Origin of the sequence: Rhodophyticola sp. CCM32 (genome assembly GCF_004751985.1) — a bacterium.
GTDB lineage: Bacteria > Pseudomonadota > Alphaproteobacteria > Rhodobacterales > Rhodobacteraceae > Rhodophyticola.
The window spans coordinates 709,981-735,113 of record NZ_CP038492.1; the positions used below are offsets into that span (position 1 = coordinate 709,981).

The 25,133-nt window shown below is 59.3% G+C and carries 21 protein-coding genes and 1 pseudogene; 7 read left to right on the top strand and 15 right to left on the bottom strand.

The features are described from left to right. The first annotated feature begins 5 nt into the window (after nucleotides 1–5). The gene (locus E2K80_RS03475) at nucleotides 6–647 is read left to right on the top strand and encodes an isochorismatase family cysteine hydrolase (protein ID WP_135372815.1); all 642 of its coding nucleotides are present in this window, start codon (nucleotides 6–8) and stop codon (nucleotides 645–647) included. A 169-nt stretch (nucleotides 648–816) separates the two neighbouring features. Here E2K80_RS03475 and E2K80_RS03480 read toward each other — a convergent pair whose 3' ends face one another. From E2K80_RS03480 to dctP, 8 genes are all read right to left on the bottom strand, one after another. Then, on the bottom strand, nucleotides 817–1,869 hold the full coding sequence (locus E2K80_RS03480; protein WP_135372817.1) for an acetate/propionate family kinase: 1,053 nt from the start codon (nucleotides 1,867–1,869) through the stop codon (nucleotides 817–819). Nucleotides 1,870–1,872: 3 nt separating this feature from the next. Then, nucleotides 1,873–3,651: a sulfoacetaldehyde acetyltransferase gene (gene xsc, locus E2K80_RS03485; RefSeq protein WP_135372819.1), complete on the bottom strand. Its 1,779-nt coding sequence runs from the start codon at nucleotides 3,649–3,651 to the stop codon at nucleotides 1,873–1,875. 219 nt (nucleotides 3,652–3,870) lie between these two features. Then, nucleotides 3,871–4,572 carry an adenylate kinase gene (locus E2K80_RS03490; RefSeq protein ID WP_135372822.1) on the bottom strand — a complete coding sequence of 234 codons (702 nt, stop codon included), beginning with the start codon at nucleotides 4,570–4,572 and terminating at the stop codon, nucleotides 3,871–3,873. A 95-nt stretch (nucleotides 4,573–4,667) separates the two neighbouring features. Next, nucleotides 4,668–6,182, bottom strand: a complete 1,515-nt coding sequence (locus tag E2K80_RS03495) for a malonate--CoA ligase (protein WP_135372824.1) — start codon at nucleotides 6,180–6,182, stop codon at nucleotides 4,668–4,670. A gap of 2 nt (nucleotides 6,183–6,184) precedes the next feature. Then, complete coding sequence (locus tag E2K80_RS03500; protein ID WP_135372826.1) at nucleotides 6,185–7,429, bottom strand: malonyl-CoA decarboxylase; 1,245 nt, start codon at nucleotides 7,427–7,429, stop codon at nucleotides 6,185–6,187. Continuing rightward, nucleotides 7,426–8,742, bottom strand: coding sequence for a TRAP transporter large permease (locus E2K80_RS03505; RefSeq protein WP_135372828.1), 1,317 nt, complete (start codon nucleotides 8,740–8,742; stop codon nucleotides 7,426–7,428). The genes E2K80_RS03500 and E2K80_RS03505 overlap by 4 nt, the downstream gene beginning before the upstream one ends. A 3-nt stretch (nucleotides 8,743–8,745) precedes the next feature. Further along, nucleotides 8,746–9,291, bottom strand: a complete 546-nt coding sequence (locus E2K80_RS03510) for a TRAP transporter small permease (RefSeq protein ID WP_135372830.1) — start codon at nucleotides 9,289–9,291, stop codon at nucleotides 8,746–8,748. 60 nt (nucleotides 9,292–9,351) lie between these two features. After that, the gene (gene dctP, locus E2K80_RS03515; RefSeq protein ID WP_135372832.1) at nucleotides 9,352–10,335 is read right to left on the bottom strand and encodes a TRAP transporter substrate-binding protein DctP; all 984 of its coding nucleotides are present in this window, start codon (nucleotides 10,333–10,335) and stop codon (nucleotides 9,352–9,354) included. A 137-nt stretch (nucleotides 10,336–10,472) separates the two neighbouring features. Between dctP and E2K80_RS03520 the strand changes: the two genes are divergently transcribed. After that, on the top strand, nucleotides 10,473–11,135 hold the full coding sequence (locus tag E2K80_RS03520) for a GntR family transcriptional regulator (protein ID WP_135372834.1): 663 nt from the start codon (nucleotides 10,473–10,475) through the stop codon (nucleotides 11,133–11,135). A 125-nt stretch (nucleotides 11,136–11,260) separates the two neighbouring features. On the opposite strand, the pseudogene E2K80_RS03525 reads toward E2K80_RS03520, so the two are convergent. From E2K80_RS03525 to E2K80_RS03555, 7 genes and pseudogenes are all read right to left on the bottom strand, one after another. Continuing rightward, a pseudogene (locus tag E2K80_RS03525) lies at nucleotides 11,261–12,069 on the bottom strand (IS5 family transposase). Between the two features lie 39 nt (nucleotides 12,070–12,108). Next, nucleotides 12,109–12,798, bottom strand: a complete 690-nt coding sequence (locus E2K80_RS03530; RefSeq protein ID WP_238475642.1) for a UTRA domain-containing protein — start codon at nucleotides 12,796–12,798, stop codon at nucleotides 12,109–12,111. Nucleotides 12,799–13,611: 813 nt separating this feature from the next. Continuing rightward, nucleotides 13,612–14,493 carry a hypothetical protein gene (locus E2K80_RS03535; RefSeq protein ID WP_135372838.1) on the bottom strand — a complete coding sequence of 294 codons (882 nt, stop codon included), beginning with the start codon at nucleotides 14,491–14,493 and terminating at the stop codon, nucleotides 13,612–13,614. Continuing rightward, complete coding sequence (locus E2K80_RS03540; RefSeq protein WP_135372840.1) at nucleotides 14,490–16,067, bottom strand: acyl-CoA synthetase; 1,578 nt, start codon at nucleotides 16,065–16,067, stop codon at nucleotides 14,490–14,492. The genes E2K80_RS03535 and E2K80_RS03540 overlap by 4 nt, the downstream gene beginning before the upstream one ends. Next, entirely contained in the window at nucleotides 16,067–17,239 is a 1,173-nt protein-coding gene (locus E2K80_RS03545; protein WP_135372841.1) for an acetyl-CoA acetyltransferase, read from the bottom strand. The genes E2K80_RS03540 and E2K80_RS03545 overlap by 1 nt, the downstream gene beginning before the upstream one ends. A gap of 32 nt (nucleotides 17,240–17,271) precedes the next feature. Next, a complete protein-coding gene (locus E2K80_RS03550) occupies nucleotides 17,272–18,066 on the bottom strand; it encodes an IclR family transcriptional regulator (protein ID WP_135372843.1) in 795 nt (264 codons plus the stop codon). 263 nt (nucleotides 18,067–18,329) lie between these two features. Then, nucleotides 18,330–18,803 carry an Lrp/AsnC family transcriptional regulator gene (locus tag E2K80_RS03555; protein ID WP_135372845.1) on the bottom strand — a complete coding sequence of 158 codons (474 nt, stop codon included), beginning with the start codon at nucleotides 18,801–18,803 and terminating at the stop codon, nucleotides 18,330–18,332. Between the two features lie 162 nt (nucleotides 18,804–18,965). Between E2K80_RS03555 and E2K80_RS03560 the strand changes: the two genes are divergently transcribed. The 5 genes from E2K80_RS03560 (at nucleotide 18,966) to E2K80_RS03580 (ending at nucleotide 25,095) form a co-directional block, all read left to right on the top strand. Continuing rightward, nucleotides 18,966–19,964, top strand: coding sequence for an ABC transporter substrate-binding protein (locus E2K80_RS03560; protein ID WP_135372847.1), 999 nt, complete (start codon nucleotides 18,966–18,968; stop codon nucleotides 19,962–19,964). 113 nt (nucleotides 19,965–20,077) lie between these two features. Beyond that, nucleotides 20,078–20,899, top strand: coding sequence for an ABC transporter ATP-binding protein (locus E2K80_RS03565; protein WP_238475643.1), 822 nt, complete (start codon nucleotides 20,078–20,080; stop codon nucleotides 20,897–20,899). Further along, on the top strand, nucleotides 20,896–21,807 hold the full coding sequence (locus tag E2K80_RS03570; protein ID WP_210405422.1) for an ABC transporter permease: 912 nt from the start codon (nucleotides 20,896–20,898) through the stop codon (nucleotides 21,805–21,807). Before E2K80_RS03565 ends, E2K80_RS03570 begins: the two co-directional genes overlap by 4 nt. Next, nucleotides 21,807–22,691, top strand: a complete 885-nt coding sequence (locus tag E2K80_RS03575; RefSeq protein WP_168193089.1) for an ABC transporter permease — start codon at nucleotides 21,807–21,809, stop codon at nucleotides 22,689–22,691. The genes E2K80_RS03570 and E2K80_RS03575 overlap by 1 nt, the downstream gene beginning before the upstream one ends. Nucleotides 22,692–22,782: 91 nt before the next feature. Next, nucleotides 22,783–25,095 (top strand): arylsulfatase, encoded by a 2,313-nt coding sequence (locus E2K80_RS03580; protein ID WP_135372849.1) that lies wholly within the window; start codon nucleotides 22,783–22,785, stop codon nucleotides 25,093–25,095. The last annotated feature ends 38 nt before the right edge of the window (nucleotides 25,096–25,133 follow it).

Sequence of the window (25,133 nt, forward strand, 5' to 3'; positions counted from 1 at the left end):
TAATGATGCAGATGACCCGCGATATTCCTCTTCAACCCGATCAATCGGCGCTGCTGTTCATTGACGTTCAGAACTTTGCCGCACACCGGGATGGGGCAGAGTTTGGCGGGCTGTCAGATGCAGAGTTCGACGCGAAATACGGGTGGTTCTTCGATCAACTGAAAACGCGTGTCGTGCCCAATATGCAGGCCCTTCAGAAGGGCGCGCGCGCAGCAGGGATCGAGGTGCTTTACACCACCATTGAAAGCCTGACCAAGGACGGGCGCGACCGGTCGCTGGACTACAAGATTACCGGCTTCAACGTGCCCAAGGGGTCTTGGGACGGCAAGGTGATTGACGAACTGGCCCCGGGCGAGGATGAAATCGTCTTCCCCAAATCCTCGTCTTCGGTTTTTGTCTCGACCCATATTGATTATGTGCTGCGCAATCTGGGCGTGAAGCAATTGGTGATCTCGGGGCTTGTCACCGATCAATGCGTCGAAAGCGCGATCCGGGATGCCTGTGATCTGGGCTATCTGGTGACCCAGGTGACCGACGCCTGCATGACATACACCCAGGCCCGCCATGACAATTCGCTTGAGACAATCAAAGGCTATTGCAGGCAGGTGAAGACGGCGCAATTGCTCATGGAGATCGGCCATGGATAGGCGGGTCGTCGATGTCAACGGGTCGCGCCCTGGCCATGTGAGGCCCTGACCCGAGACGTCGCCCGCATGCCATGGGGGAACCCACCGTTTCAGTTCGGACAGGGACTGAACAGCGAACCGAATCCAGCGCGAACCAAGGGTCGTGGGTGGAAGGTCAGGCGGGGATGTTTCAGGGCGACCGAAACCCGGCCTGTCCGAAAAGCGCGCGCATTGAGCTTGCGATCTCGCCCTCTTCATCCGCTTCAGTCACCCAGATATTGCCCGGGTCCAATCCGGTCCAGCCAAGGGCATCTGCCACGTATTGGCGGACCGGGGCGGCGTTTTCTCCGACGCCACCGGTGAAAACCAGCCCGTCGATCCCGCCCATCGCGGCGATCATCGCGCCCGCATGCCGGGTGATCCAATAGCAGTAATGATCCACCGCCGCCTTGGCCTCTGGCGTATTGCTGTCCAGCAGCGTCTTCATCGAGGAGGAGCCCGCCATCGCCAGAAGCCCGCTTTCGCGGTTCAGCATCTGTTCCACCGCGTCTGCGCTGTACCCCTGCCGCAGCAGGTGAAAGAGAACGCCCGGGTCCATTGCGCCCGCGCGTGTGGCCATCACCAGCCCGTCCATGGGCGAAAACCCCATTGTGGTCGCCACGCCAATCCCGTCAACAACAGCCGCCAGAGACGCGCCTGCGCCCAGATGGGCCATAAGCACGCGGCGGGGCAGGGGCTGGCCCGTCACGGCGGCAAACCGGCGCAGAACAGAGGCATAGGACAGCCCGTGAAAGCCATAACGCCGCATGCCCTGATCGCGCAGCGCCTTTGGAAGCGGGATCGTGGTCGCGACATCGGGGTTCTGCGCGTGAAAGGCCGTGTCGAAACAGCCGCCATGCCGGGCCGCAGGATAAAGCCGGGCGCAAAGGGCCGCCATGGCAAGCGCGGGCGGGTTGTGAAGGGGGGCAAAGGCCGATGCCCGGTCGATAAGGGCCAAAACCTCCGGGGTCAGTTCCGCAGGCGCGGTCATGTCCAGCCCATGCACAATCCGGTGGCCGATCAGGGCGGGCGGGCCGTCCTGCCCCAGATCGTCAATCTCGGCGGCCAGCTGCGATTGCGGGATCCCGGCCACCGCGATCTCGCGCAGGGTCCGGGTTGCGCGCGGGGTCGCATCGGGCCCGAATGCGGCCAGTCTGAGGGAGGATGACCCTGCATTCAGTGTCAGGATCCAGCCCTCAGCCATCGGTCACGCCCCGGTCTGCGGGCGCATATCTGCCGGATCAATCCCTGCCACTGTCACCGGTTTCTTCATCGCATCGCGGCGGAACGGCTCCCCCAGTTCCTGATTGATCATCGCCTCGATCAGCGTGGTCTTGCCATGTGTCATCTGATCCTCAATCGCCTGGCTCAGGGCGGCTGTCAGCTCCTCCATCGTGCGGGCCACCACGCCGTTCAGCCCGCAGGCTGTGGCAATCCCGGCATAGGACACCGCTTCATCCAGTTCGGTGCCGACGAAATTATCCTCGAACCACAGGGTGGAGTTCCGTTTCTCGGCCCCCCATTGATAATTGCGGAAAACGATCTGGGTGATCGCCGGCCATTCCCCGCGCCCGATCGCCGTCAGCTCATTGACCGCGATGCCGAACGCCCCGTCACCGGCAAAGCCCACCACCGGCACATCCGCTTGCCCGATCTTGGCGCCCACAATCGCGGGCAGGCCATAACCGCAGGGGCCAAACAGGCCGGGGGCAAGGTATTTGCGCCCCTCTTCAAAGGAGGGATAGGCGTTGCCGATGGCACAATTATTGCCGATATCCGATGAGATGATCGCCGTGCGCGGCAGGGCGGACTGGATCGCGCGCCAGGCCATGCGCGGGCTCATCCAGTCCGGCTTGGCGCGGCGGGCGCGGTCATTCCAGCTTGTGCCGGGGTCATCATCTTCATGATCCATCGACGACAATTGTTGCGCCCAGGCGGATTTGGTTTTGGCGATCCTGTCCTTGCGGTCCTGCCGCCCGGCATCGCCTGCGCTGTCCGAGAGGTTTTCCAGAATGCCCCGGGCCACTTTCCCGGCATCGCCGACGATGCCCACGGTGACTTTCTTGGTCAGACCGATCCGGTTGGGGTTGATGTCGACCTGGATGATCTTGGCCTCAGCCGGCCAGTATTCCATCCCATAGCCGGGCAGGGTGGAGAACGGGTTGAGCCTTGTGCCCAGACACAACACCACATCGGCATCCCTGATCAGGTCCATCGCGGCTTTGGAGCCGTTATAGCCAAGCGGCCCGGCGAAAAGCGGATGTGCGCCGGGGAAGGCATCATTATGCTGGTAGCCGACGCAGACCGGCGCGGTCAGGCGTTCTGCCAGGGTGGCAGAGACGGCGATTGCGTCGGCCAGAATCACGCCCGCGCCATTCAGGATCACCGGGTTTTCAGCGGCAGAGAGCAGGGCGGCGGCCTCCCGGACCGAGTTTTCGCCACCCGGGCTGGCCTCGAACGTGATCGGGTCGGGGATGTCGATATCGACCAGCCGGGTCCAGAAATCGCGGGGGATGTTGATCTGGGCGGGGCCGCAAAGCCGTTTGGCCTGGGCGATCACCCGGGTCAGCACCTCGGCTACGCGGGACGGGTCGCGCAGTTCTTCCTGATAGGCGGCCATATCCTCGAACAGTTTCATCTGTTCGACTTCCTGAAACCCGCCTTGCCCGATGGTCTTGTTGGCCGCCTGGGGTGTGACCAGAAGCAGGGGCGTATGGTTCCAATAGGCGGTTTTCACGGCGGTGACGAAATTGGTGATGCCAGGGCCGTTCTGGGCGATCATCATCGACATTCTGCCCGTGGCCCGGGTGTAGCCATCGGCCATCATCCCGGCACTGCCTTCATGGGCGCAGTCCCAGAACATGATGCCCGCCCGGGGAAAAAGATCAGAGATCGGCATCATCGCCGACCCGATAATGCCAAAGGCATGTTCGATCCCGTGGCGTTGCAGGACTTTCACAAAAGCTTCTTCGGTGGTCATTTTCATGTGTCTGTCTCCATGGATCGGACGGGCCGGTCTTTCCGGGGGTTTCTCCGGTCAAACAGAACTGCGCACAGGCCGGTAGGGCCAACCGGTTTCATGGATATGGCCAGTGGCCAATGGCGGCAGGTCATGGATGGAAATCACAGACGGAAAGCATGCTTTGATTGCGCTTTTGCAAAGCGCGCAATTCAGCGAAGGAAACAAGGATCGGTCGGCGCTGTTTCAAACCTGCATCTTTGCCGCGATCACGGCTTTGATCCGGTCTGAGATATCGGCGATCTCACCCATTGCGGGGATCGAGAACAGGACATCCGACATATCGTAATATTCGATCAGCGGGGCTGTCTGCGCATGATATTCCACCAGCCGGACCCGCACGGTTTCGGCGGTGTCATCGGCCCTGCGTTTGAAGCCGGTCGATCCGCAGATGTCGCAGACACCTTCCACCGCCGGGCGTTTGAACGTGATGTGGTAGCCTTCGCCGCATCTGGCACAGCTATGCCGGCCTGAAATACGCGCAACCATCGCGTCATCATCGACAACCAGATTGATCGTTGCGGCAATGGCATTTCCGTCCCCTGTCAACAGCGCATCCAGGGCCTTTGCCTGAGTGATTGTGCGCGGGAACCCGTCCAGAAGCACCCCGTCCTTGCCATCCGGGCGGGCGAGGGCGTCTTTCAGAACCGCGATGACGATATCGTCGCTGACCAGGGCGCCGGCCTCCATCTCGGCCCTGGCGGCAAGACCGGCGGGTGTGCCATTTGCAACGGCCTTGCGCAGAAGATCGCCGGTTGAAAGCTGGGTCAGGCCGAATGTATCGGCCATGCGTCGTGCCTGTGTGCCCTTGCCGGACCCGGGCGGGCCCAGGATAACAAAGACAAAACTCTGGCGCGGTGTGTGAGAAGATGTGTGAGAGCTGGAAATGGTCTTGATCCTGCATCGAAGGAAAGGAGTCGGGGCCGTGAGGCCCCGACTGTCACGCGCAGCCAGGGGAGAGGTCAGGACACGCGGAACCTGGTTTATTTCGCGAAAAGCCCCGAAAACTGATCCCGCAGGACATTTTTCTGGACTTTGCCCATGGTGTTGCGCGGCAGTTCCGGCACCACCATCAACCGTTGGGGATGTTTGAAACGGGCAAGGGATTTGCCGATGCTGGCCTTGATCGCCTCCAGATCCGGCTCGGCGCCGTCTTCGGCCACAAGAACCCCGACCACGGTTTCCCCGAAATCGGGATGCGGCACGCCGATGGTGGCGCTTTCCAGCACTCCGGGCTGATCATCCAGCACCAGTTCGATCTCTTTGGGGTAGATGTTATACCCGCCCGAGATGATCAGGTCCTTGTTGCGCCCGACGATATGCACATATCCATCCTCGTCGATCCGGCCCAGATCGCCGGTGATGAAGAACCCGTTTTCGCGCAGCTCCTCGGCGGTCTTCTCGGGCATCTTCCAATAGCCCTTGAACACGTTCGGCCCGCGCACCTCGATCTCGCCGATCTCACCGACGGGCAGGGCCTCGCCGGTGTTGCTGTCGGTGATCTTCACCTCGATCCCGGGCAGGGGGAAGCCCACGGTGCCTGCCCGCCGTTCCCCCGCATAGGGGTTTGAGGTGTTCATATTGGTCTCGGTCATCCCGTAGCGTTCGAGAATCCGGTGGCCTGTCCGCTCTTCGAACTGCACATGGGTTTCCGCCAGAAGCGGGGCGCTGCCAGAGATGAACAGCCGCATATGCACCGCAAGCGCGCGGGTGAAACGCTCATCCCCAAGCAGACGGGTATAGAAGGTCGGCACCCCCATCATGGTTGTTGCCTGCGGCATCAGATCAAGCATGACATCCAGGTCGAACCTGGTCAGGAAGATGATCTTTCCACCGGCCAGCAGCGAGATATTGGTTGCGACAAACAGGCCATGGGTGTGGAAGATCGGCAGGGCATGCAGCAGCACATCATCTGCAGTGAACTGCCATTCCGCCGCCAATGCCTGCGCGTTGGACAGAAGATTGCCCTGGGTCAGCATCGCCCCCTTGGAGCGCCCGGTTGTCCCCGAAGTGTACAAAAACGCGGCCAGATCATCGAGATCCCGGCCCACGGTGGCAAATGTCTCGGGCATGTCTTTGGCCCGGGTCGCAAAGGACCCGGTGCCATCGGCATTCATGGTTTCCAGAATGACACCGGTGGCATTCGCAATCGTGGCATAGGCCTCGGCGTTTTTGCCATCGCATAGCAGAATGCGGGCTTCGCTGTTTTCCACGAAGTAAGACACCTCGTCGCTGGTATAGGCGGTGTTCAGCGGCAAAAACACAAGCCCCGCCTGCACACAGGCCGCATATACCGCAAGCGCGTCGGGAGATTTGGCGATCTGTACCGCGACCCTGTCGCCGGGTTTCGCGCCGATCTGCGTGAATGTATGGGCAAATCGCGCGGTCATTTTGAGAAAGCTGTCATGTGTGATGACGGTTTCATCGGCCAGTTGCAGGAAAGCCGTGTCTTTTCCAATGTGCTGACCGAAAAGTGTGTCGAAAAGCGGGTTGGCCATGTTCAGTCTCCCTGACTGGTTTTTACAGTTGCACTCAGCGTCCGCACGTCATGCGATGCGGTTATCTCTTTTTCGGCTGCAAATTTTTCGTGGTTCTGCGATATCTGGTTGAGATCATAGAGATAATTGACCATCACCCCGTTGGATTGCCGCATGCCGTTATCGGAGGTATCCGCATCGGCATGGACTGCATGGATCTGCGCGCCATTGCCCAGATGGAACCGGGCCACCGGGTCAACGGGAAAGCCGTCGGGGCGTTTCGCCTCCAGCAGGTAATGGGCCGCAAGCGCCTTGTGGTCGTCCCGTGGCAGAAGGGAAATCTGGCTTCCGCCCAGCCATTTGTTGAGACCGGGGATCGGTGACAGGGTGACAAAGGTTTTCAGATTGGGCAGGTCGCGGGACAGATCGGAAACCACCTGCTTGATCAGCGAGTTTCCGAAAGAGATCCCGGCCAGACCCGCCTGACAGTTGGAGATTGAATAGAAAACGGCGGTATCGGCATCCTCTTCCAGTATCGCCTCGCGTTCATCGGCCAGAAGCCCCTGCACCGAATTGGGAACGCCCCGTGTCAGGGCCACCTCCACAAAGATCAGCGGGTCGTCGGACATCGAGGGGTGGAAGAAGCCAAAGCATCGCCTGTCCGAGGGTTTCAGCCTCCGGCGCAGATCATCCCAGCTGTCAATCGCGTGGACGGCCTCATATTCGATGATCTTTTCCAGAATACTGGCTGAACTGTCCCAGTTGATCGGTCTGAGAACCAGAAAGCCACGGTTGAACCAGGAGCCGAAGAGATGGTGGAAATCCACATCCAGAGGTTCGAGGTTCTTGTGCTCTTTCAACAGCCGCAGCAGGTCATGGCGCATATCGACCAGCTTGCCGGTCGCCCCCGGCACCCGGTTCAGGCGCCGCGCAAATTCCTGCCGCCCCGGTTCACAGGCCGCCGCAAAGGCCCGGTAGCTGGCCTTCGAGGGCTTTTTTTCATAGGCTTCCAGCGTATCTCTGACCGTTTGCGGGCTGATCTCCAGCCCATGGGTCACGAATTCGAAAAAGGCCCGTTTCTCATCCTGGCTCAAGGCCGCGTAGCGATCGAGTATCTGCCGTGCGACCAGCCCGCCGGAGATTTCACCGGAATTGCCCAGCAGATCATGGGCCAGTTCTTCCATGCTGCGGTTGTCGCGGTCGGCTTCCCGAACGCCGCGATAACGGCGTTCGAAAATGGTCGACAGCATGTCGGCCAGGGCGCTCATACCGCAACTCCCATGACGACATTGGGCAACCAGGTTGCGATGCCGGGGAACAGGCACAGCAGGATGATTGCAATCACCATACAGGCCACAAAGGGCAGGGAGCCTTTCAGGATTGTTTTCAGCGGGATATCAGGTGCGATTCCGTTGATCACATAGAGGTTCAGACCCACCGGCGGTGAAATCAGGCCGATTTCCATATTGATGGTCAGAACAACCGCGAACCAGATCGGATCAAACCCCGCAACGGTGATGATCGGCAGCAGGATCGGGGCCGCCATCAGGATCACCGCCACCGGGGGCAGGAAGAACCCGGCGATCAGCAGGAACACGTTGATGACCCCCATCAGAACCCAGCGGTTCACATCCAGCGTCCCGATCCATTCGGCGATGGACTGGGTGATCGTCAGGCTTGACAGCATGTAGGAAAACACACCCGCCGCCGCGATGATGAACAGGATCATGACGCTTTCTTTGGTGCTGTCACGCAGCACGGCCCAAAGATCGCGGGGGTTCCACAGCTTGTAGAGAACAACAGCGATCATCAGGCACATCAGGGCGCCAACCGCCGCGGTTTCCGATGGTGTCGCGATCCCGCCATACATGGCGTAGAGCACGCCGACGATGATCACCAGAAAGGGGAGCACACGCGGCAGGATCTCAAAGCGTTCCCGCCAGGAATAGGACCGGGCGCTCAACTGTTTGGTGTTGCCGGATTTGGCCGTGGAATAGAGCGACCAGATCATGAACAGGCCGACCAGCATCAGACCGGGAAGAACACCTGCCAGAAACAGACGGCCGATCGAGCTTTCCGTGGCGATGCCGTAAACGATCATCGTCACAGAAGGGGGGATCAGAATGCCAAGGGTGCCGCCCGCAGCAATCGAACCGGCCGCCACGCCATCGGGATACCCGCGTTTGCGCATTTCCGGGATGCCCATCTTGCCGATCGCGGCACAGGTTGCCGGGCTGGAACCGGACATTGCCGCAAACAGGGCACAGGCGCCAAGGTTGGAGATGACCAGACCACCGGGAACCCGGGTCAGCCAGCGTTCCAGAGCCTCGTAAAGGTCCGCCCCGGCCCGTGTCGAGGCAATGGATGCGCCCATGATGATGAACATCGGGATCGACAGAAGGGCGAAGTTGTCCAGTTTTCCGAAGAAGATTTCCGGCATCAGTTCCAGCGATTGGACCCCGTCAAACACGATCAGAAACCCGCCCGATACGATCAGAAGCCCGACCGCGACCGAAACCCCGGAAAACAGAACAAATATGGTGAAGAAGGCGACAAGGGCGCCAAGAAGCAGGGGGTCCATGGGTCAGTCCTCCAGTCCGAAAGGTTTGTCGACCTTCAGTAGAATTGCGATGAGATCAGCAAGAAGCTGCAAGAAGAACAGGCCGAACCCCAGGGGAAGCGCCATATAGGGAATCCAGAGCGGCGGGCCCCAGACCGTGTCGGACCGCCAGCCGCGTTCAAAGGCGAAGTGCCAGTATTCATACCCATGCCAGAACATCACCGCGACAATCGCCATGGACACCGTCAGCGTGACAACCGCCAGACCAAACCGGATTGATTTTGGCAGGGACAGGGGGATCAGATCGACATTCACATGCCCGCGCACTTTCTGGACATAAGGCAGCCCGATCAGCGTTGCGCCGATGACCAGATAAATCACCGCTTCCGTCTGCCAGATCGTCGATTGGTTCAGGATGAAGCGTATAAAGATCATCTGGCATGTGATCGCGACGGCAATGACGATCATCGCGGCAGAGAGCCAGCCAGAAATCATAGATAAGGTGCCGATGAATTTGAGAAATGGGTTTCCACCCGTCTCAAATTCCTTTGCTGAGCTTTGACCAGCCATGGAGTCCTCCCCTTTTATGAAATGGGATGACCCCGGCAAAGGGTCATCCCGGTTGTCGGATCACTCGACAGACAGGGCCATGTCGAGCAGGTCCTGGCCGTTCGGCGTGTTTTCGACAAAGTTGGCGTAAGAGGTCTCCTGCGCCAGAGCCTGCCATGCGGCGAAGTCTTCATCGGTCATCCGGGCAATCTCGACCCCTGCCTCACGGAACACCTCTTCGGACTGGGCATCCTGCAAAACGGCCTCTTCGAAATAGAACGCCTGTGCATTTGCGGCTGCCTCCAGCAGGGCCGCCTGCTGTTCCTCGTTCAGACCCTCGAACACGCTCTTGTTCATCAGCAGCGGCTGATACATGAACCACAAGGCGACATCCGCGGCGGGCGTGTAGCATTCCACCTGCTCATAGATGCGATAGGACACGAAAGACGAGGATGAGGTGTTGGCCGCGTCAAGCACACCGGTCTGCAGGGCGCTGTAGAGTTCCGATGATGCCATCGAGGCGATGGATGCGCCGGCGCCTGCCAGCATCTCCTCAAAGGCACGCCCGGCGGCGCGGGTCTGCAAGCCGGCCACATCTTCCGGGCTGGTGATGCAGCCATCGACACCGACAAAGCCACCGGCAAGATACCCATGCACCAGAACCATGACATCATCTTCGGCCATGATCTCTTCCAGGGCCGCCATAAAGGGCGATTCAATCAGACGGGCGGCATGTTCGTGGTTGCGAATAAGGCCGGGCATCAGGGTCAGGTTATAGGCGGGCCGTTGACCGCCTGCGTAGGACAGCGGCAGAATCGTCATGTCCAGACGGCCGCGGCTAAGCGGATTGTACTGCTCGCGGGGTGCAAACAGTGACCGGGACCCGAAAATCGTGATGTCCAGATCGACATCGGCCGCGGCAACCTGGTCAGCAACCATTTGCGCAACCTGATGACGCACATCCTGGTTCGACCATTGATGTGAAAGGCGCAATTCCTCGGCAGCCAGGGCTGTACCAACAGTCATTGCCGCTGCCAAAGCAGCCATTTTGAGATGGGTCTTCATCATTTCCTCCCTTTCTGGCCACAGTTGATTCTGGTCCAGATGGGAAAGCATAGGGTGAATATGTATCCTAGGTCAATAATCTTGTATACAATAATGACAATCTTGAACACGGCCCTGAATCTCACTATGCTATCTGTATGGAAATTCGACGTGCCGAAGTGATCTTTCGGGATCTGGAACAGATGATCCTTACCGGAGCGTTCGGAGATGGCGAACGTCTGGACGAAATCAGACTTGCCCAGAAGTTCGGCGTGTCCAGAACCCCTCTCAGGGAAGCGTTCCAAAGATTATCCGTATCAGGGCTGGTTGAACAAATTCCCCGGCGGGGTGTTTTCGTCCGCCAGCCGGGGCCGATGGAGCTTCTGGAAAGCTTTGAATACATGGCCGAGATAGAGGCCGCGTGCGGCAGACTGGCCGCCAAGCGCATTTCTGACGATGCGATTGCCGACCTGGAACAGGCCAATCTGAAATGCCAGTCTGCGATCAAGGCTGCGGATGTGAGTGCCTATTACGGACATAACGCCAGCTTTCACCAGATCATCTATGTGCAATCCGGCAATCGCCCCCTGCAGGAAGAGGCATTGCGGCTTCAGAAAAGGCTGAAACCCTACCGCAGAATGCAGTTGCAGTTTCGCGGTCGCCTTGAGCAATCCATGAAAGAGCACAAGATGATTGTGCGCGCCCTGAAAGAGGGTGCAAGCGAAGAGGCCGCAAACCTGCTGCGGGATCATGTTGCCATCCAGGGAGAGAAATTCCACCATCTGATGGCCGAAATCCGATCGTCCGAGGACCCGTCCTGACGGTCTTCAGAGGCTAGAGCGAAATCGTTTTAATCTGCGCCATCGCTCATCGAAATTCGCATTCGAGATCAGCAGTTTGCTGATCGAGAGGCAGAGGATTTTAATTCATATTAAACGATTTCGCTTTAGGCAGCGGACTCATAAAACTGGCACCATAGCCTGACGGATGCGAGTTTGATCATCGCCAAGAAGTTGGCAGATGTCTTTTCGTATCGGGTGGCTATACGGCGGAAGGAAGCTTTGAGGCGGCCAAAGAACCGCTCGATCTTGTTGCGCTCGCGATAGATATCGACGTCGAACTCGGCGGGCAGTTTGCGGTTGGATTTGGACGGGATGACGTCGATGGCGCCCTGTTCCCAGATCATCTTGCGGATCCAATCCGCGTCATATGCCTTGTCAGCCAGAACGTATTGGCCAGGTTGCAGCCCGTCCAAAAGCTGTTCGCATGGGGGTGCATCGTGGGCTTGGCCCGGCGTCAGTTCATAGCGGATCGGCAACCCGTCCTGATTGGTAAGTGCATGTATTTTCGTGGTTAACCCACCCCGCGACCGGCCCATGCAACGACGCGGGTCGTTTTTTTGAGCGTCGCTGCAGAATGGTGAACCCGAACCGATGTGCCATCCACCATCACGGTGTCGATATTGTGCGCATCGGCGACCGCCTCCATTACCCGATCCCAAATGCCCGCATAAGTCCATCGGTTGAAACGGTTGTAGATCGTTGTGTAGGGGCCGTATTGATCGGGCAAATCGCGCCACGGGATGCCTGTGCGCAAGACATAGAAGATGCCATTGATCACACGCCGATCATCGACACGCTTAACCCCTCGGCTGTTATTTGGGAGCACTGCTTTGATGAACTCCCACTCCAAATCGCTCAAATCTGACCGCGCCATTCCACTGCTCCGCATATTGTCTTGCGGGAAATGAATCATAACAGGCTGGAAACGTGAAGCTCTTTGTAAGTACGCTGCCTAATATTTTGTGGCCATGCGATAGCCGCGCTGAAAGTACAGTTTGACAAAGGTTACCGGCTTACCTTCAAACCATGTGGAGCGATCCATCTGGAACAGCGCATCCTGTTCCGCACAGCCCAGATGCCGCGACAGGTTTTCATCTGCGGACACCGATGAAAATCCGATTTCAGCATCGGAAAACGGAATCGTCGCGACCAGCCATTCATTCGGGCTGACAGTGCTGAAATTGGTGTCGCGGACCTGTGGCAGGGCCAGCAGGTTGATCCAGCGATCTTCATATTGAAACGGGTTGCCATCGGCATAATGCATGCAGATGATATGCTGCACCGGGGTGCCGGTGTTCAGCCCCATCCGGGCGGCAAGCCAGCCGGGAGCTGTTTTTTCTTCATTCCAGACAAGGGCATAGCGGTAAATCTCGCCACGGTTTTCAACCTCACGCCTGGTGATCGGAATGTCGAAACGGGCGCGTCGGGTCGGGGTCATGCGCACGCGCGTTCCTGATTTGCGCTTTCTGTCCAGCAGGCCTTCCTCGGCCAGTTCGCGTAAGGCGCGGTTCACGGTGGCACGGGCGCATCCATATGTCTTTGCCAGTTCCATCTCGCTGGGAAGGGCCACACCTGGCCCCCAGTCTCCATTGGCGATCCGGTCAAGAACATCGGCTTTAATGTCGCGAAATGTCGTGGTCAAAGAAAAGCTCTCCATGTGGCGTTGGCAAATGGCGCTACACTCTCTTATTATGACTAGACTTATAAATCTGCCATTCTGAAATATCCCGAAGTTCAATAGAAAAGCATCAAATTGAACGGAAAGGCAATCATTTCAAATGGTGACGTGCGGTTAATTTTGTCATGGGCTTCCGGGGCTGATCATCCGGCAGCGCGCAACCCGGCAATGGATATGCGATAGGCTGCCACGATCCGGTCCGGGCGATATGGCGCCCGGTGTGCATATATGGTACTCGGCAGGCCAGGTTTCCAACGGCGATCCCCCCTGTTGCGCGCGCCCCGGTCCGCGGTTCTGCCCCGGTATCAAGCCTGTGCCGGACAGAGCTTTCGCCGACCACTGGAAAATTGCGCTGCATGTCCCGCAGGTGTTGGGAATATTCCAGGCTGGGCTGTTCCTCGCTCAGGGAAATCCGCTCATCCCGTATCCGACAGTCATTTAACGGGGCGGTCCTTGCATCAATGATCATTTGAAGTTCTTGATATGCGTAGACAAAATCAACGGAGCACTGTGCCAAAAATCATAAAGCTTCGCGAATGGCAGAAACGATATCCCCGGCAGAACGGGTTTTCGCACGCAATATGTGCCACAGTCACGGATAGAGGGGCCGGCTCCTCTTCCGGTTGCGTCCCATTTTCTGACCGGGAACATGGCCTGTGCCTGCCCGGTATTCCGGGAGCCCTGAGCGGACCGGTCAGCCGGGTATCCTGCAGCCGGGACATGAAGGCGCATGTCTTTGCGGTTCGGGGCATGTTCCGCAAGCTCTGCCCCGAAGGATCACGTCAGCCCCGGGGTCCATATCAGGGTTTCGACCGTAATCAGCGACGGGGCCGCCCCCGGTTTCAGGCATCCGAAATGCAGGTCCCGCGCTGCATTTGCACATTTCACCGGCAAATGCGCGGTGCCATCCGCGTTGATCTGCGCCTGCTTCCCAAAGAATATCTCGGAAATGGGCGAGGTCATCGGCGGGGCGTCATGGAACGCGGCCGTGATCAGACTGCCAAGGCCGATCACCTTCGCCTCGCCCTGGTCAAGCCCTGATGACAGACGGGACAGCGCATGGCAGACATCCTCGTTCGGTGCGATCGTGGTCAGGATCGCATTGGCGTCGGACGGCGCGCTGTCGCGGGTCTTGTAAAGGCGAAACAGGGTGAACTCGGTTTCGGGTTCGAACGCGGCCACGAAAGCGGCACCTTTGACACCCACCCCATGCAGCCGACAGGGTTTGGATGCCATCACCGTATGGGGAAGCAAATGCCCCAGATCACAGGGCTGACCGGTTTCCGGGTCTTCCGGCAGTTCGGCGTGAATATGCAGAAACCAGTCCCCCTCCTTATGGCCCAGAACGACGATCCCATCCGTGATCCGTGTGGCCTGCCTGTGGCGTTCATCGCTGTACCAGGCGGCGTGACGGTCATCGGGTGAGACCGCAGGGGATACATAGGTGAACGGGGCCAGGTCCAGCCCGTCAATATAGAAAAACCCGGTTTCCGCGCCATGGGCCTCTGCCGCCTTGCCCAGAACCTGAGTCAAAGGCTGCCCTGCGGGGATTTCAACCGTCATTGGAAACGCATGACAATACGCATGCGGGGTGCGGTCTGTGGCGATGGGGCCGGGATGTTGCACGGGCGCCCCGGGTTTCGGGGGCGGGCGGCTCATAGAACGCCCCTTTCGGTCAGAACATCGCGCAGGAATTTCTTGGTGACCTTGCCATAGGCCGTCTTTGGCATCTCATCGAGGAACAGGTATCGCGCAGGTTGCTTGTAGCGGGACAGTTGCGGTTGCAGATAGGCGCGCAGGGTTTCTTCAGACACATCCTGCCCGGAGGATGTCACCAGAACCGCCAGCCCGACCTCGCCCCATTTCTCGTCAGGGATGCCGAAAATCGCCACCTCCGAGAGGGCCGGATGGGTCAGCAGCACCTCTTCCACCTCACGGGGATAGACGTTTGAGCCGCCGGAAATATACATGTCCGACACCCGACCGCTGATATAAAGATACCGGTTTTCATCAAGATAGCCGATATCGCCGGTCAGGAACCAGCCATTGCGGAACGATTTGGCATTGGCCGCATCATCCTCAAGATAGCCGCAGCAGACCGACAGGCCTTTCACGCAAATCTCCCCGGCGGTGCCCGGGGGCAGGTCGGTTCCATCCTCGTCCTGGATCGACACTTCGACACCCATCCGTTCCACCCCGCAGGTGCCGGCCCGCTCTGGCGCATCGTCACCGATCACATGGTCCTGCGGCCGCAGGACCGTGATCGCGCCGGTGACCTCGCCCAGACCGTAATATTGCACCAGCACCAGGCCGATTTTTTGCAGGGCGAGACTCTGATCTTCGCGATACATCGGCGCCCCGGCATAGATCACATGGCGCAGGCTGGTATGGTCAAACTGGTCGATGGCAGGGTGTTCGACCATCATTTTCAGGATCGTGGGAACGGAAAACAGGTTTGAAACCTGGTGCTGTTCGATCAACTGCCAGGCAACCGCCGGGTCAAACGCGCCCGAGGGCATCAGAACGCTGGCGGTTCCGGTGGCCAGTTGCACCATCTGATGCATGCCCGCGCCATGGGACAGAGGCGCAATGACAAGGCTTGCATCCTGTTCCGTGGTGCCCGGCATCAGATCGGCGGAATGATTGACAATCGTAAACCCGATCTGGCCATGGGTCAGCACCACCGCCTTGGGTTTGCCGGTCGAGCCGGAGGTGAAGAACAGCCAGCAGGGATCGTGATAGTCAACGGCGGTGTTTTTCACATGGGTGCCCATATGGCGGGCAATCAGCTTTTCATATGGCAGACCGAAATCGCTGTCTCCGGTGCAGATCACATTGCTCAGGCTGGGTGCGGCCTCACGCGCGGCCCTTGCATGGGCGCCATAGGCCGGGTCGCAGATCATCACATCGGCGCGGGATTTTTCGGCGGCATAGGCAATCTCACCCGGGGCCTGACGGAAATTGGTTGGCACCCAGATGGCGCCAAGCCGGTATGCGGCCAGCATCACCTCGGTGATCTCATTGCCATTGGGCAGTTGCAAAAGGATACGCGCCCCCTTGCCAATGCCCAGTTCCGCGCGCATTCCCGCCGCCAGGGCGGAAACGCGGGCGTCCAGTTCAGACCAGGTCCAGCTTTGATCGCCCCAGATAATGGCGGGATGGTCGGGCAGGCGGGCGGCATTCTTGGTCAGGAAATGGGCAATATTCGAGACCGCCGAGGAACTGGGCTGCATTATTTCCGGCGCTCCATGATCGACACGTAATTCGCAACGGCCACGCCACCCATATTGAACACAGCCGCAGTGCTGGCCTGTGGAACCTGCATGTCGCCGGCATCGCCGGTCAGTTGCATCGCGGCCATCACATGCTGTGACACGCCCGTGGCCCCCAGGGGATGCCCGCGCGCCTTCAACCCGCCCGAGGGATTGACCGGCAGGCGGCCCGTCATCTGGGTGACGCCATCACGGATCACCCGGCCGCCCTGTCCCCGTTCGGCCAGACCCATCGCTTCATATTCGATAAGCTCGGCAATGGTGAAACAATCATGGGTTTCGACCAGATCAAGATCGTCCAGGGTCATCTCGGCCGCCCCGAGGGCGTTGCGCCAGGCCCGGCGTGCGCCCTCAAAGGCCGTGGCATCGCGGCGGGACAGGGCCAGAATGTCATTGGATTGCGCCCGTGCCCGGAAGCTGATGGCGCGCGGCAGATCGTCGATCAGATCGGGGGAGGCCAGAACAATCGCCGCAGCCCCATCAGAGATCAGCGAACAATCCGTGCGCCGCAACGGGCCCGCAACAACCGGGTTCTTATCTGACGGCGTGTTGCAGAACCCGATATCAAACGGCTTTTGCATATGTGCAAACGGGTTGTTCATCGCGTTGTGGTGGTTCTTGGACGCGATCATCGCCAGTTCTTCGGAATGATCGCCATTGGCCTGAAAATAGGTTCCGGCGACACGTCCGAAAATATCGGCGAAACTGTTGGCATCCACCGCTTCCTCTGCCCGCCATGATCCTGACAGCATCGACTGTCCGGCCTCGATCGGCGACACATGGGTCATCTTTTCGGCCCCGACCACCAGCGCGGTGCGGCCCCGGCCCGCGGCAATGAAATCGGCCGCGGCATAAAGCGCGGCAGAGCCGGTGGCGCAGGCATTTTCCAGCCTTGCGGCGGGGGCGTATCGCAGATCGTCGATGGCCATGGCGGGCAGGGCGGCCTCGAACGCCTGCACCGAAAAGCCGTTGCTGTAACAGCCGACAAACACCCCGTCGATCTCGCTTGCGGGTATCCCGGCATGGTCCAGCGCCTGGGGTGTGACCTCGGCAATCAGGTCATAGACATCCGGTGCCTCGGATTTTCCGAATTTCGTATGCGCCCATCCTGCGATGACTGGATCCTGGGTCATGTCTGTTCTCCCTTAAATGTATGGTATTGGCTCTATGGCCGGATGATATCCAGCCGCTTCGTCACAGTGTCGGCTTCGATCTGCAGGGCCCTGGCCAGTTCCGCCTGCCGCGCGTCTGACAGGCGTGAATCTATGGCCGCGATCGACAAGGCGCCGATCACCGCGCCCTCCCGGTCTTTCACAGCCACGCCAATGCCCCATGAATTTGCGAAATGCAGGCCCGGGTTCAGGGACCAGCCCCTGTGTCGGGCGGCGGCAATCTCGGTGTCGAAATATGCCGGGGTGAATGTCTTGTACCGGCGCGCCAGCAGATCCCGGTTCAGCGCCATGACCGTGTCGACCTGATCCTGATCCAGCGCCGCAAGAATGGCCATGGCACCGGCGCCAACCCCCAGAGGATGGCGTTCCCCGACATGCAACGCCTGGGTGCGGACCGGAAAACTGCCCTCTTCACGGTGCAGACAGGCGCAAAACGCGCCCTCGCGGATTGAGAAAAAGCTGGTATCGCCCGACAGGTCCGAAAGATGCATCAGGCTGCCCAATGCCGCATCCAGCGGGCTGAACCCGTTTGTGGAGGTCCGGGCCAATGTCAGGGCGGCGGGACCGATGGTGTAGGTTTTCCTGCCCGGGTCCTGCACTGCAAACCCGTTGCGCAGCAATGTGGCGATCAGCCGGTAGACGGTCGGACGGCTCAACCCGCTTTGCGCCACAACGGATTTGATCGAGGCCCCTTCGGGCATCGCCGCAATCAGCCGCAGCACCTGAAAGGCCCTGTCAACGCTCTGCGCGCCTGTGGGTGCTGGCAAGGTTGCGTCGAGAGTGTCCATATTGTGGTCACCTTCCGGGGCCGGGATGATCGCGCTGTCTTTATATATCCATAGCAATAAAGTGCAAAAGCGTTCAAGCGTCTAATGTCACGGAAGGAGTGTCCATATTATGGACATCAGGTTTCCTGCATATGCCGGGGACGCCATTCGATCATTGCGACGGCGCATCGTTTCCAGAACCATGGGCATCACGCTTACACCGCCTGCAGGCAGGAGCCTGGCCGGACGGTCGATTGTCGGGCGATCGATTGTCGGGCGGTTGGTTATATGGGCAGTTCCATCGCATATTTCGGCTCTGACACAACAAATGCCGCCGCCACATCCTCGACATAGGGCAGGCGCCCAAGCTTGTTGCGAAAGAAATTCTCATAGGCCGCGATCGAGGGCACGACCACGCGCAACCGATATGCGTTTTCGGTTGAGATAAGCTGTAGCTCCTGCACCTCCGGCAGGTTGATTGCGCTGACTTCAAACTCTTCCAGTTTGGCCTGGGTCAGCTCAGACAGTTTCACCCTGACAAAGGCGGTCAGGTCAAAGCCCAGAAGATGACGGTCCAGTACGGCCACTTGCCGCATGATGACCCCGCTTTCCTTCAGCGCATTGATCCTGCGCCAGCAGGGGGCCTGAGAGATGCCGGCCCGCTCGGCAACTTCACGAATCGGCAATGTTGCGTCTGACTGCATTAACCTGAGTATTCTTTTGTCAATTTCATCAATGTTGATCATAATTTTTCTCATGATTGGTTAACTAAGCAAAAATAATCCAAAATCATATGCTGATCAATCGCGAAACGAAAACTCTTTTCTGAGTGTTGCGCTATCTTTGATACATAGGATGCGGTCGACGTAACCCGATAAAAACTCCGGGACGTGGCGGCACAAAATAAGGGAGGATACCTGATGCTTCGCAAGATAATTATTGCGGCGGGCACTGCGCTTGCCGCCGCCCTGTCTGTCACCACCGTCGCCAAGGCCGAGGTCGATACACTTAAGATTGTTCAGCAGTTCGGGCTTGTGTTTTTGCCGATCCATGTCGCCATTGATCATGGATTGATCGAGGCGCATGCCGCTGAAAACGGCATTGAAGACCTGAATGTCGAGCTGTTTCAGATCGGCGGGGGCAGCAACACCCTGAGAACGCTGATCGCGGGGGAGGCGGATTTCGCCGGTATGGGCATCCCGCCCGCGCTGACCCTGTGGTCGCGGACCGATGGCGAATTCCGCGCGGCTTTGGCCACCGGTGGCGCGCCCATGCGCCTGCTGACCATTGACCCGGATATTCAGGAAGTGGAGGATTATCAGACCCACAGGGATCACCAGATCGCGGTGCCGTCGATCGGAACCTCGAACCAGTACATCATTATGCAGATGTTGTCGCAGCAGTTGTATGACGATCATACGCGGTTTGACGATCTGATGGTTTCCATGGCGCATCCGGCGGCGGCCCAGGCAATGATTGCCGGCAATCAGCCGGTCCAGACTCACTTTGCAACGCCCCCTTTCACCCTGCGGGAGATGGAGGCGGGCGCACGCGAAATCATCAACTCCTATGAGATTTTCGGCGCGCCCCATACCGGTGTTGTGATGATGGGGTCCGAAACCTTCCGGGAAGAAAACCCGATTGTGGCCCAGGCCTTTGTTGACGGGGTCAGCGATGCCATTGACTGGATCAATGCGAACCCCGCCGAAGCGGGCGAGTTGTTTGTGCGCTTTACCGGCTCAAGCCAGCCTGCCGACGAGGCCACCGGTCTGATCACGAACGGGGATGTGACATTCTCAACCGTGCCGGTTGGCATTCAGGCCTATGGTGATTTCCTGTCTGAATTCGGGGATCTGCGGCCGCTGCCATCCTGGCAGGATCTGTTCACGCCAAGCAATCACGCGCTCGACGGAAATTAATTGCTTCCTCCCGACGGAGGGTCCCGCCTTTCGGGGCGGGGCCCTTTGCCTTCGGTTTACCGCGTCGATTGGACCTTACAGGCCCAGCATGCCAATGCGATGGAGAGACAACTATGTCGGCTGCACTTTCCCAGACCTCTGATCCGGGTGTCATGTCACCGCTGCTCGACGTCAAGGGGCTGACGATCCAGTACAAGACGACCGAGCGGATCGTCACTGCCACCTATCAGGTCGATTTTCAGGTTTACGAAGGCGAACGCTATATCATCCTCGGGCCCTCGGGCTGCGGGAAATCGACCCTTCTGAAAGGTGTTGGCGGGTTCCTGCACCCGGTTGCCGGGGATATCCTGCTGAAAGGCCATAAAGTGGATCGGCCCGGCCCGGACCGGGTGATGGTGTTTCAGGAATTTGACCAGTTGCTGCCCTGGCATACGGTGCGCGGCAATATCATGTTTGCGCTGTTGCAGGGCGGTCGGGTGTCATCGAAATCCGAGGCGCGCGACATCGCCGAAAGTTTCATTTCCAAGGTCAAGCTTGACCGGTTCGCCGATTCCTTCCCGCACACCCTGTCGGGGGGCATGAAACAACGTGTGGCGATTGCCCGCGGAATGGCGATGCAGCCCGACATCCTGCTGATGGATGAACCTTTTGCCTCGCTTGACGCGCTGACACGTCTGCAGATGCAGGAGGAACTGCTGGAGCTTTGGGAGGCCAATCAGTTCACATTGCTATTTGTCACCCATTCCATTGACGAGGCGATTATCCTGGGCAGCCGCATTCTTATTCTGTCGGCGCATCCCGGGCAGGTGCGCGCCGAACTTGATGCCAGCCGGTTTTCACATCTGAACGCCTCCAGCCCTGAATTCGGTGCCTTCAAGGCGCGGATTCATGCGCTTGTGACCGCAGGTCTGGATGAGGAAGAGGATGTGTCGTGAGCGATAGACCGCAGATGTCCCGCCCGGATCGCGAGATCACGGAGCTTCCGTCGATCGGGTCTCTGGATATCTCGATCCGGCGCAGTTTTCTGGTCACCCTGTGGGAGATGGACAATACCCGCAAGCTGACCCTGCTTTTGCTGCTGGGCCTGTTCTGGGAGGCGGTTGTCGTCTTGTTCAGCGTGCCCGATATCATTATCCCAAGCGCCTCGGAAACGCTTGCGGCCTTTGTGGACGGGGTTGTGTCGGGCATCATTCCGCGCGCGGTCTGGAACTCGATCCAGACATTGTTGCTGGGCTATGCGATCGGGCTGATGATTTCCGCCGTTCTGGTGGGCTTTGCGGTCGCCTATCGGTTCAGTTCGGATTTTCTGACCACCATGGCGGCGATGCTGAATCCGTTGCCGGCGATTGCCCTGCTGCCTCTGGCGATGATCTGGTTCGGGCTGGGGGATGGGGCGATCATCTTCACCCTGCTGCATTCCATTGTCTGGCCGGTGTCGCTTTACACCATGACCGGGTTTCGCGGGATCAGCCCGACAGTGCGTATGATGGGGCGCAATTATGGGTTGAAAGGCCCGCGCTATATTGCGCTGATCCTTGTTCCGGCGGCCTTTCCCACCATTCTGTCGGGCCTTCGGATCGGCTGGGCCTTTTCATGGCGCACGCTTATGGCGGCCGAGCTTGTCTTTGGCGGGCAGGTCAGCGGGGGCGGGTTTTCGGGCTCTGCAACCACCGATGCCGGCGGCCTGGGCTGGTTCATTTTCCGCTCCCAGATGGAAAGCCAGACTGCGGGCGTTTTTGCCGGGTTGCTGGCCATCATCTTTATCGGCGTGCTGGTTGAAAACGTCCTTTTCCGGGGCGTTGAGAAAGCGACCATTGAACGCTGGGGCATGACGAGGGCCTGATGATGCAATCACACAGCACCCAAATCCCGGACCGTCCCGATTTCGTTGTCGAGGATCTGCGCGCGCCCGAGGGCGTTGATCTGGATGTCGAATTGGGCCTGTTTCGGCGGATTATGGAACGCGAGGCCGTGCGCAAGGCGCTGGTCATCGTGATCCTGATTGCCGCGTGGGAGATCTATACCACCATAGGGTCGGTCAACCCGCTTTTGTTCCCGTCTTTCACCAGCACGTTTGCTGCGCTGATAGACGTCACCCTGTCCGGTGAGATTTTTGTGAAAGCCTGGTTTTCCTTCCGTATTCTGTTTTTCGGATATCCCCTTGGCATTGCGCTGGCGGCGATCCTGGTGATCCTGGCCTCGGCCAGCCGTCTGGGCCGCGATTTCCTGTCGCTGATCACATCCATCTTTCAGCCTTTGCCGGCGATTGCGCTGTTGCCTCTGGCCACGCTCTGGTTCGGCTTCGGGGAGCCGAGCCTGGTGTTTGTGACCATCCATTCCATCGTCTGGGCGGTCTCGCTCAGCACATTGGCGGGGTTTGGCGCCGTGGGCCGGACGCTGGTGATGGTGGGTGAGAATTACGGCGTGTCGGGTCTGGGCCTGATGCGTCTGGTGCTGGTGCCCGCCGCCCTGCCGTCGATCCTGACCGGGTTGCGGATTGGCTGGGCCTTTGCCTGGCGCACCCTGATCGGGGCGGAGCTGATCTTTGGCGCGGTCTCGGGCGCGGGCGGGCTTGGCGCCATGGTGTTTGAAAACAGCGACTGGCTGCGCACAGACCGGGTTTTTGCCACGATGGTGGTGATCATCATGGTCGGGCTTGTCATCGAAAACCTGATCTTTGTGAATATCGAAAAGCGCACGGTCAGACGCTGGGGCACCCAGTCATGACCGGGCAGATCACCGGCCATTGCCTGCCTGTGGATGGCGGATTGTCGATGTTGGTGGGGTCCCCCAACAAGACTGAAGAAAAGGTGACTGCATGACCCAGATCCCGCGCATCGGCCGCACCGGGGATGAATCTGTTCCGTTCCCGAAACCGCAGAAAAAATCAGGGGCGCGGGCGCCCAATATCGTGTTCTGGCTGATCGACGATGCGGGGTTCGGCAATTTCAGCCCCTATGGCGGGCTGGTCGATATGCCCGTCATGCAGCGTCTTGCGGATCGCGGGGTGACGTTTTCCAACGCCCATGTGACGCCGCTATGTACGCCCACACGGTCCAGCCTGATGACCGGCAAGAACCATCACGCCAACCATATGTCTGCGGTTCCACGGTTTTCCCAGGGGTTCCCGGCCCATGACAGCCAGATCCCGCGGGAACACGGGTTTGTGTCCGAGATGCTGCTGGAGGAAGGCTATGCCACGCTTTGCGTCGGCAAATGGCATCTGACGGGGATCGATGATATGTCCATGGCCGCGTCGCGGAAGAACTGGCCATTGGGGCGCGGGTTTGAACGGTTTTACGGCTTCATGGCCGGTCAGACCAGCCAGTTTGCGCCGCATCTGGTGCTCGACAACCATTCCCTGCGCCGGGATCAGGCGTTTCCCGAGGAGTATCATCTGTCCGAGGATATGGTGGACCGCTCGATTGAGTATATCGGGGATTTGCGCGGCGGTGACGCGGAAAAACCGTTCTTCCTGTACCTGCCTTTCGGGGCGACACATGCGCCGCATCATGCGCCCCGGGAATGGATTGACCGCTACAAGGGCAAGTTTGATGACGGGTGGGATGCCTATCGCGAAACCGTCCATGCGCAGCAAAAGGCCAAAGGTCTGGTGGTCGATGGCTCGCCCTTGTCCCTGCGCGACCCCGATGTGCCCGCATGGGACAGTCTGAGCGCCGAACAGCGCCGCGTTTCCGCCCGCTATATGGAGGCGTTTGCGGGCATGGCCTCGCATATGGATCATCAGGTCGGGCGGTTGATGGATTACCTTGAAGATATCGGGGAGCTGGACAATACGGTGATCCTGGTTCTGGCCGATAATGGCGCCAGTTCCGAAGGGGGGGCAACCGGGGCCTTCAACAACCAGCAATTCCAGGGGGGTATTCCGCAGGACAGCGGCACCGATGAGATGATTGATCAGATCGGCGGGCCGCGTTCCTATAACCATTATCCCTGGGGCTGGGCCTGGGCCGGGAACACGCCGTTCCGGCGCTGGAAACGCGAAACCTATCGCGGCGGCTGTGCGGTGCCGTTTGTGTTGAGCTGGCCTGACGGCATTGGCGATCACGGCAGTATTCGTGATCAGTTTGTCCATGTCGTCGATGTGGTGCCGACGCTTTTGGATCTGCTCAAGCTGGAACAGCCAAAACAGTTGAACGGTGTGACCCAGGCGGCAATGGATGGTGTCAGTTTCGCCGCGCATCTGGCCGAGCCGGATCGCCCGTCGGATCACATCACCCAGTATTTCGAGATCATGGGGCATCGGTCGATCTATCATGATGGCTGGCGCGCGGTCGCGCCCTGGCCCGGGCCGTCCCACAAGGAAGCGGGCAGGATGTGGCCTGCGGAGATCACCGGCACCGATATGGACCGGATCGAGGCCGAAGGCTGGGAGTTGTACAATGTCGTGACAGACCCGGCGGAAACACAGGATCTTGCGCAAACCGAACCCGCGATGCTGGCGCAGCTCAAAGCGCTCTGGTGGCATGAGGCCGGGAAATACGGGGTGCTGCCGGTTCTGGGACGCTCCCAACGTCCGGCCGATGCTGACGAGATGATCGCCAAACCCCGCAGCCATGTCTATTTTCCGGCAACGGCCCCGGTCTTCATCGAAACGGCGGCGAATATCATCAATGTCGATTATCGGATGACCGCCGATCTGACTGTCGGGGATCATCCCGATGGCATGCTTCTGGCCCATGGCGGCGAGTTCGGCGGCTATGGGTTTATGGTGCGGGACGGGTTGCCGCGTTTTGTTTACAATTATCTGGGTATTGAGCAGGTTGAGATCGTGTCAGAGACACGCCTTGCCCCCGGCCGGCACAAAGTGGAATTCGAGTTCACCAAAACCGGCGCCCCGGATTTCGCCCGCGGGTTCGGCGCGCCCGGTCAGGGGGTGCTGCGGATTGACGGGCAGAAGGTGGGGCAGGGCCGGTTGGATCGCACGGTGCCGGTCATGCTGTCCTTTTCGGGCATGCAGACCTGCGGCTACCATCTGGCTGAACCGTTCGGGGAGTATGACCCGCCATTCACCTTTGGCGGGGTGCTGCACCGGGTCACTGTGGATATCAATACGCCCGGCCCGATCCCGGACGATCTGGCGATGGAGACCTATCTCGCGCGCCAGTGAGCGGCGTCTACAGCGGAATTCTGGAGAATTCCGGGTGG

Excerpts from the sequence above, each read along its gene's own strand:
- E2K80_RS03580 (WP_135372849.1), top strand. The coding sequence starts at position 22,783 with ATGACCCAGATCCCGCGCATCGGCCGCACCGGGGATGAATCTGTTCCG.
- E2K80_RS03475 (WP_135372815.1), top strand. The coding sequence starts at position 6 with ATGCAGATGACCCGCGATATTCCTCTTCAACCCGATCAATCGGCGCTG.
- dctP (WP_135372832.1), bottom strand. The coding sequence starts at position 10,335 with ATGAAGACCCATCTCAAAATGGCTGCTTTGGCAGCGGCAATGACTGTT.
- E2K80_RS03510 (WP_135372830.1), bottom strand. The coding sequence starts at position 9,291 with ATGGCTGGTCAAAGCTCAGCAAAGGAATTTGAGACGGGTGGAAACCCA.
- xsc (WP_135372819.1), bottom strand. The coding sequence starts at position 3,651 with ATGAAAATGACCACCGAAGAAGCTTTTGTGAAAGTCCTGCAACGCCAC.
- E2K80_RS03480 (WP_135372817.1), bottom strand. The coding sequence starts at position 1,869 with ATGGCTGAGGGCTGGATCCTGACACTGAATGCAGGGTCATCCTCCCTC.
- E2K80_RS03505 (WP_135372828.1), bottom strand. The coding sequence starts at position 8,742 with ATGGACCCCCTGCTTCTTGGCGCCCTTGTCGCCTTCTTCACCATATTT.
- E2K80_RS03550 (WP_135372843.1), bottom strand. The coding sequence starts at position 18,066 with ATGGACACTCTCGACGCAACCTTGCCAGCACCCACAGGCGCGCAGAGC.
- E2K80_RS03575 (WP_168193089.1), top strand. The coding sequence starts at position 21,807 with ATGATGCAATCACACAGCACCCAAATCCCGGACCGTCCCGATTTCGTT.
- E2K80_RS03555 (WP_135372845.1), bottom strand. The coding sequence starts at position 18,803 with ATGAGAAAAATTATGATCAACATTGATGAAATTGACAAAAGAATACTC.
- E2K80_RS03560 (WP_135372847.1), top strand. The coding sequence starts at position 18,966 with ATGCTTCGCAAGATAATTATTGCGGCGGGCACTGCGCTTGCCGCCGCC.
- E2K80_RS03500 (WP_135372826.1), bottom strand. The coding sequence starts at position 7,429 with ATGAGCGCCCTGGCCGACATGCTGTCGACCATTTTCGAACGCCGTTAT.
- E2K80_RS03545 (WP_135372841.1), bottom strand. The coding sequence starts at position 17,239 with ATGACCCAGGATCCAGTCATCGCAGGATGGGCGCATACGAAATTCGGA.
- E2K80_RS03520 (WP_135372834.1), top strand. The coding sequence starts at position 10,473 with ATGGAAATTCGACGTGCCGAAGTGATCTTTCGGGATCTGGAACAGATG.
- E2K80_RS03565 (WP_238475643.1), top strand. The coding sequence starts at position 20,078 with ATGTCGGCTGCACTTTCCCAGACCTCTGATCCGGGTGTCATGTCACCG.
- E2K80_RS03540 (WP_135372840.1), bottom strand. The coding sequence starts at position 16,067 with ATGCAGCCCAGTTCCTCGGCGGTCTCGAATATTGCCCATTTCCTGACC.
- E2K80_RS03495 (WP_135372824.1), bottom strand. The coding sequence starts at position 6,182 with ATGGCCAACCCGCTTTTCGACACACTTTTCGGTCAGCACATTGGAAAA.
- E2K80_RS03535 (WP_135372838.1), bottom strand. The coding sequence starts at position 14,493 with ATGAGCCGCCCGCCCCCGAAACCCGGGGCGCCCGTGCAACATCCCGGC.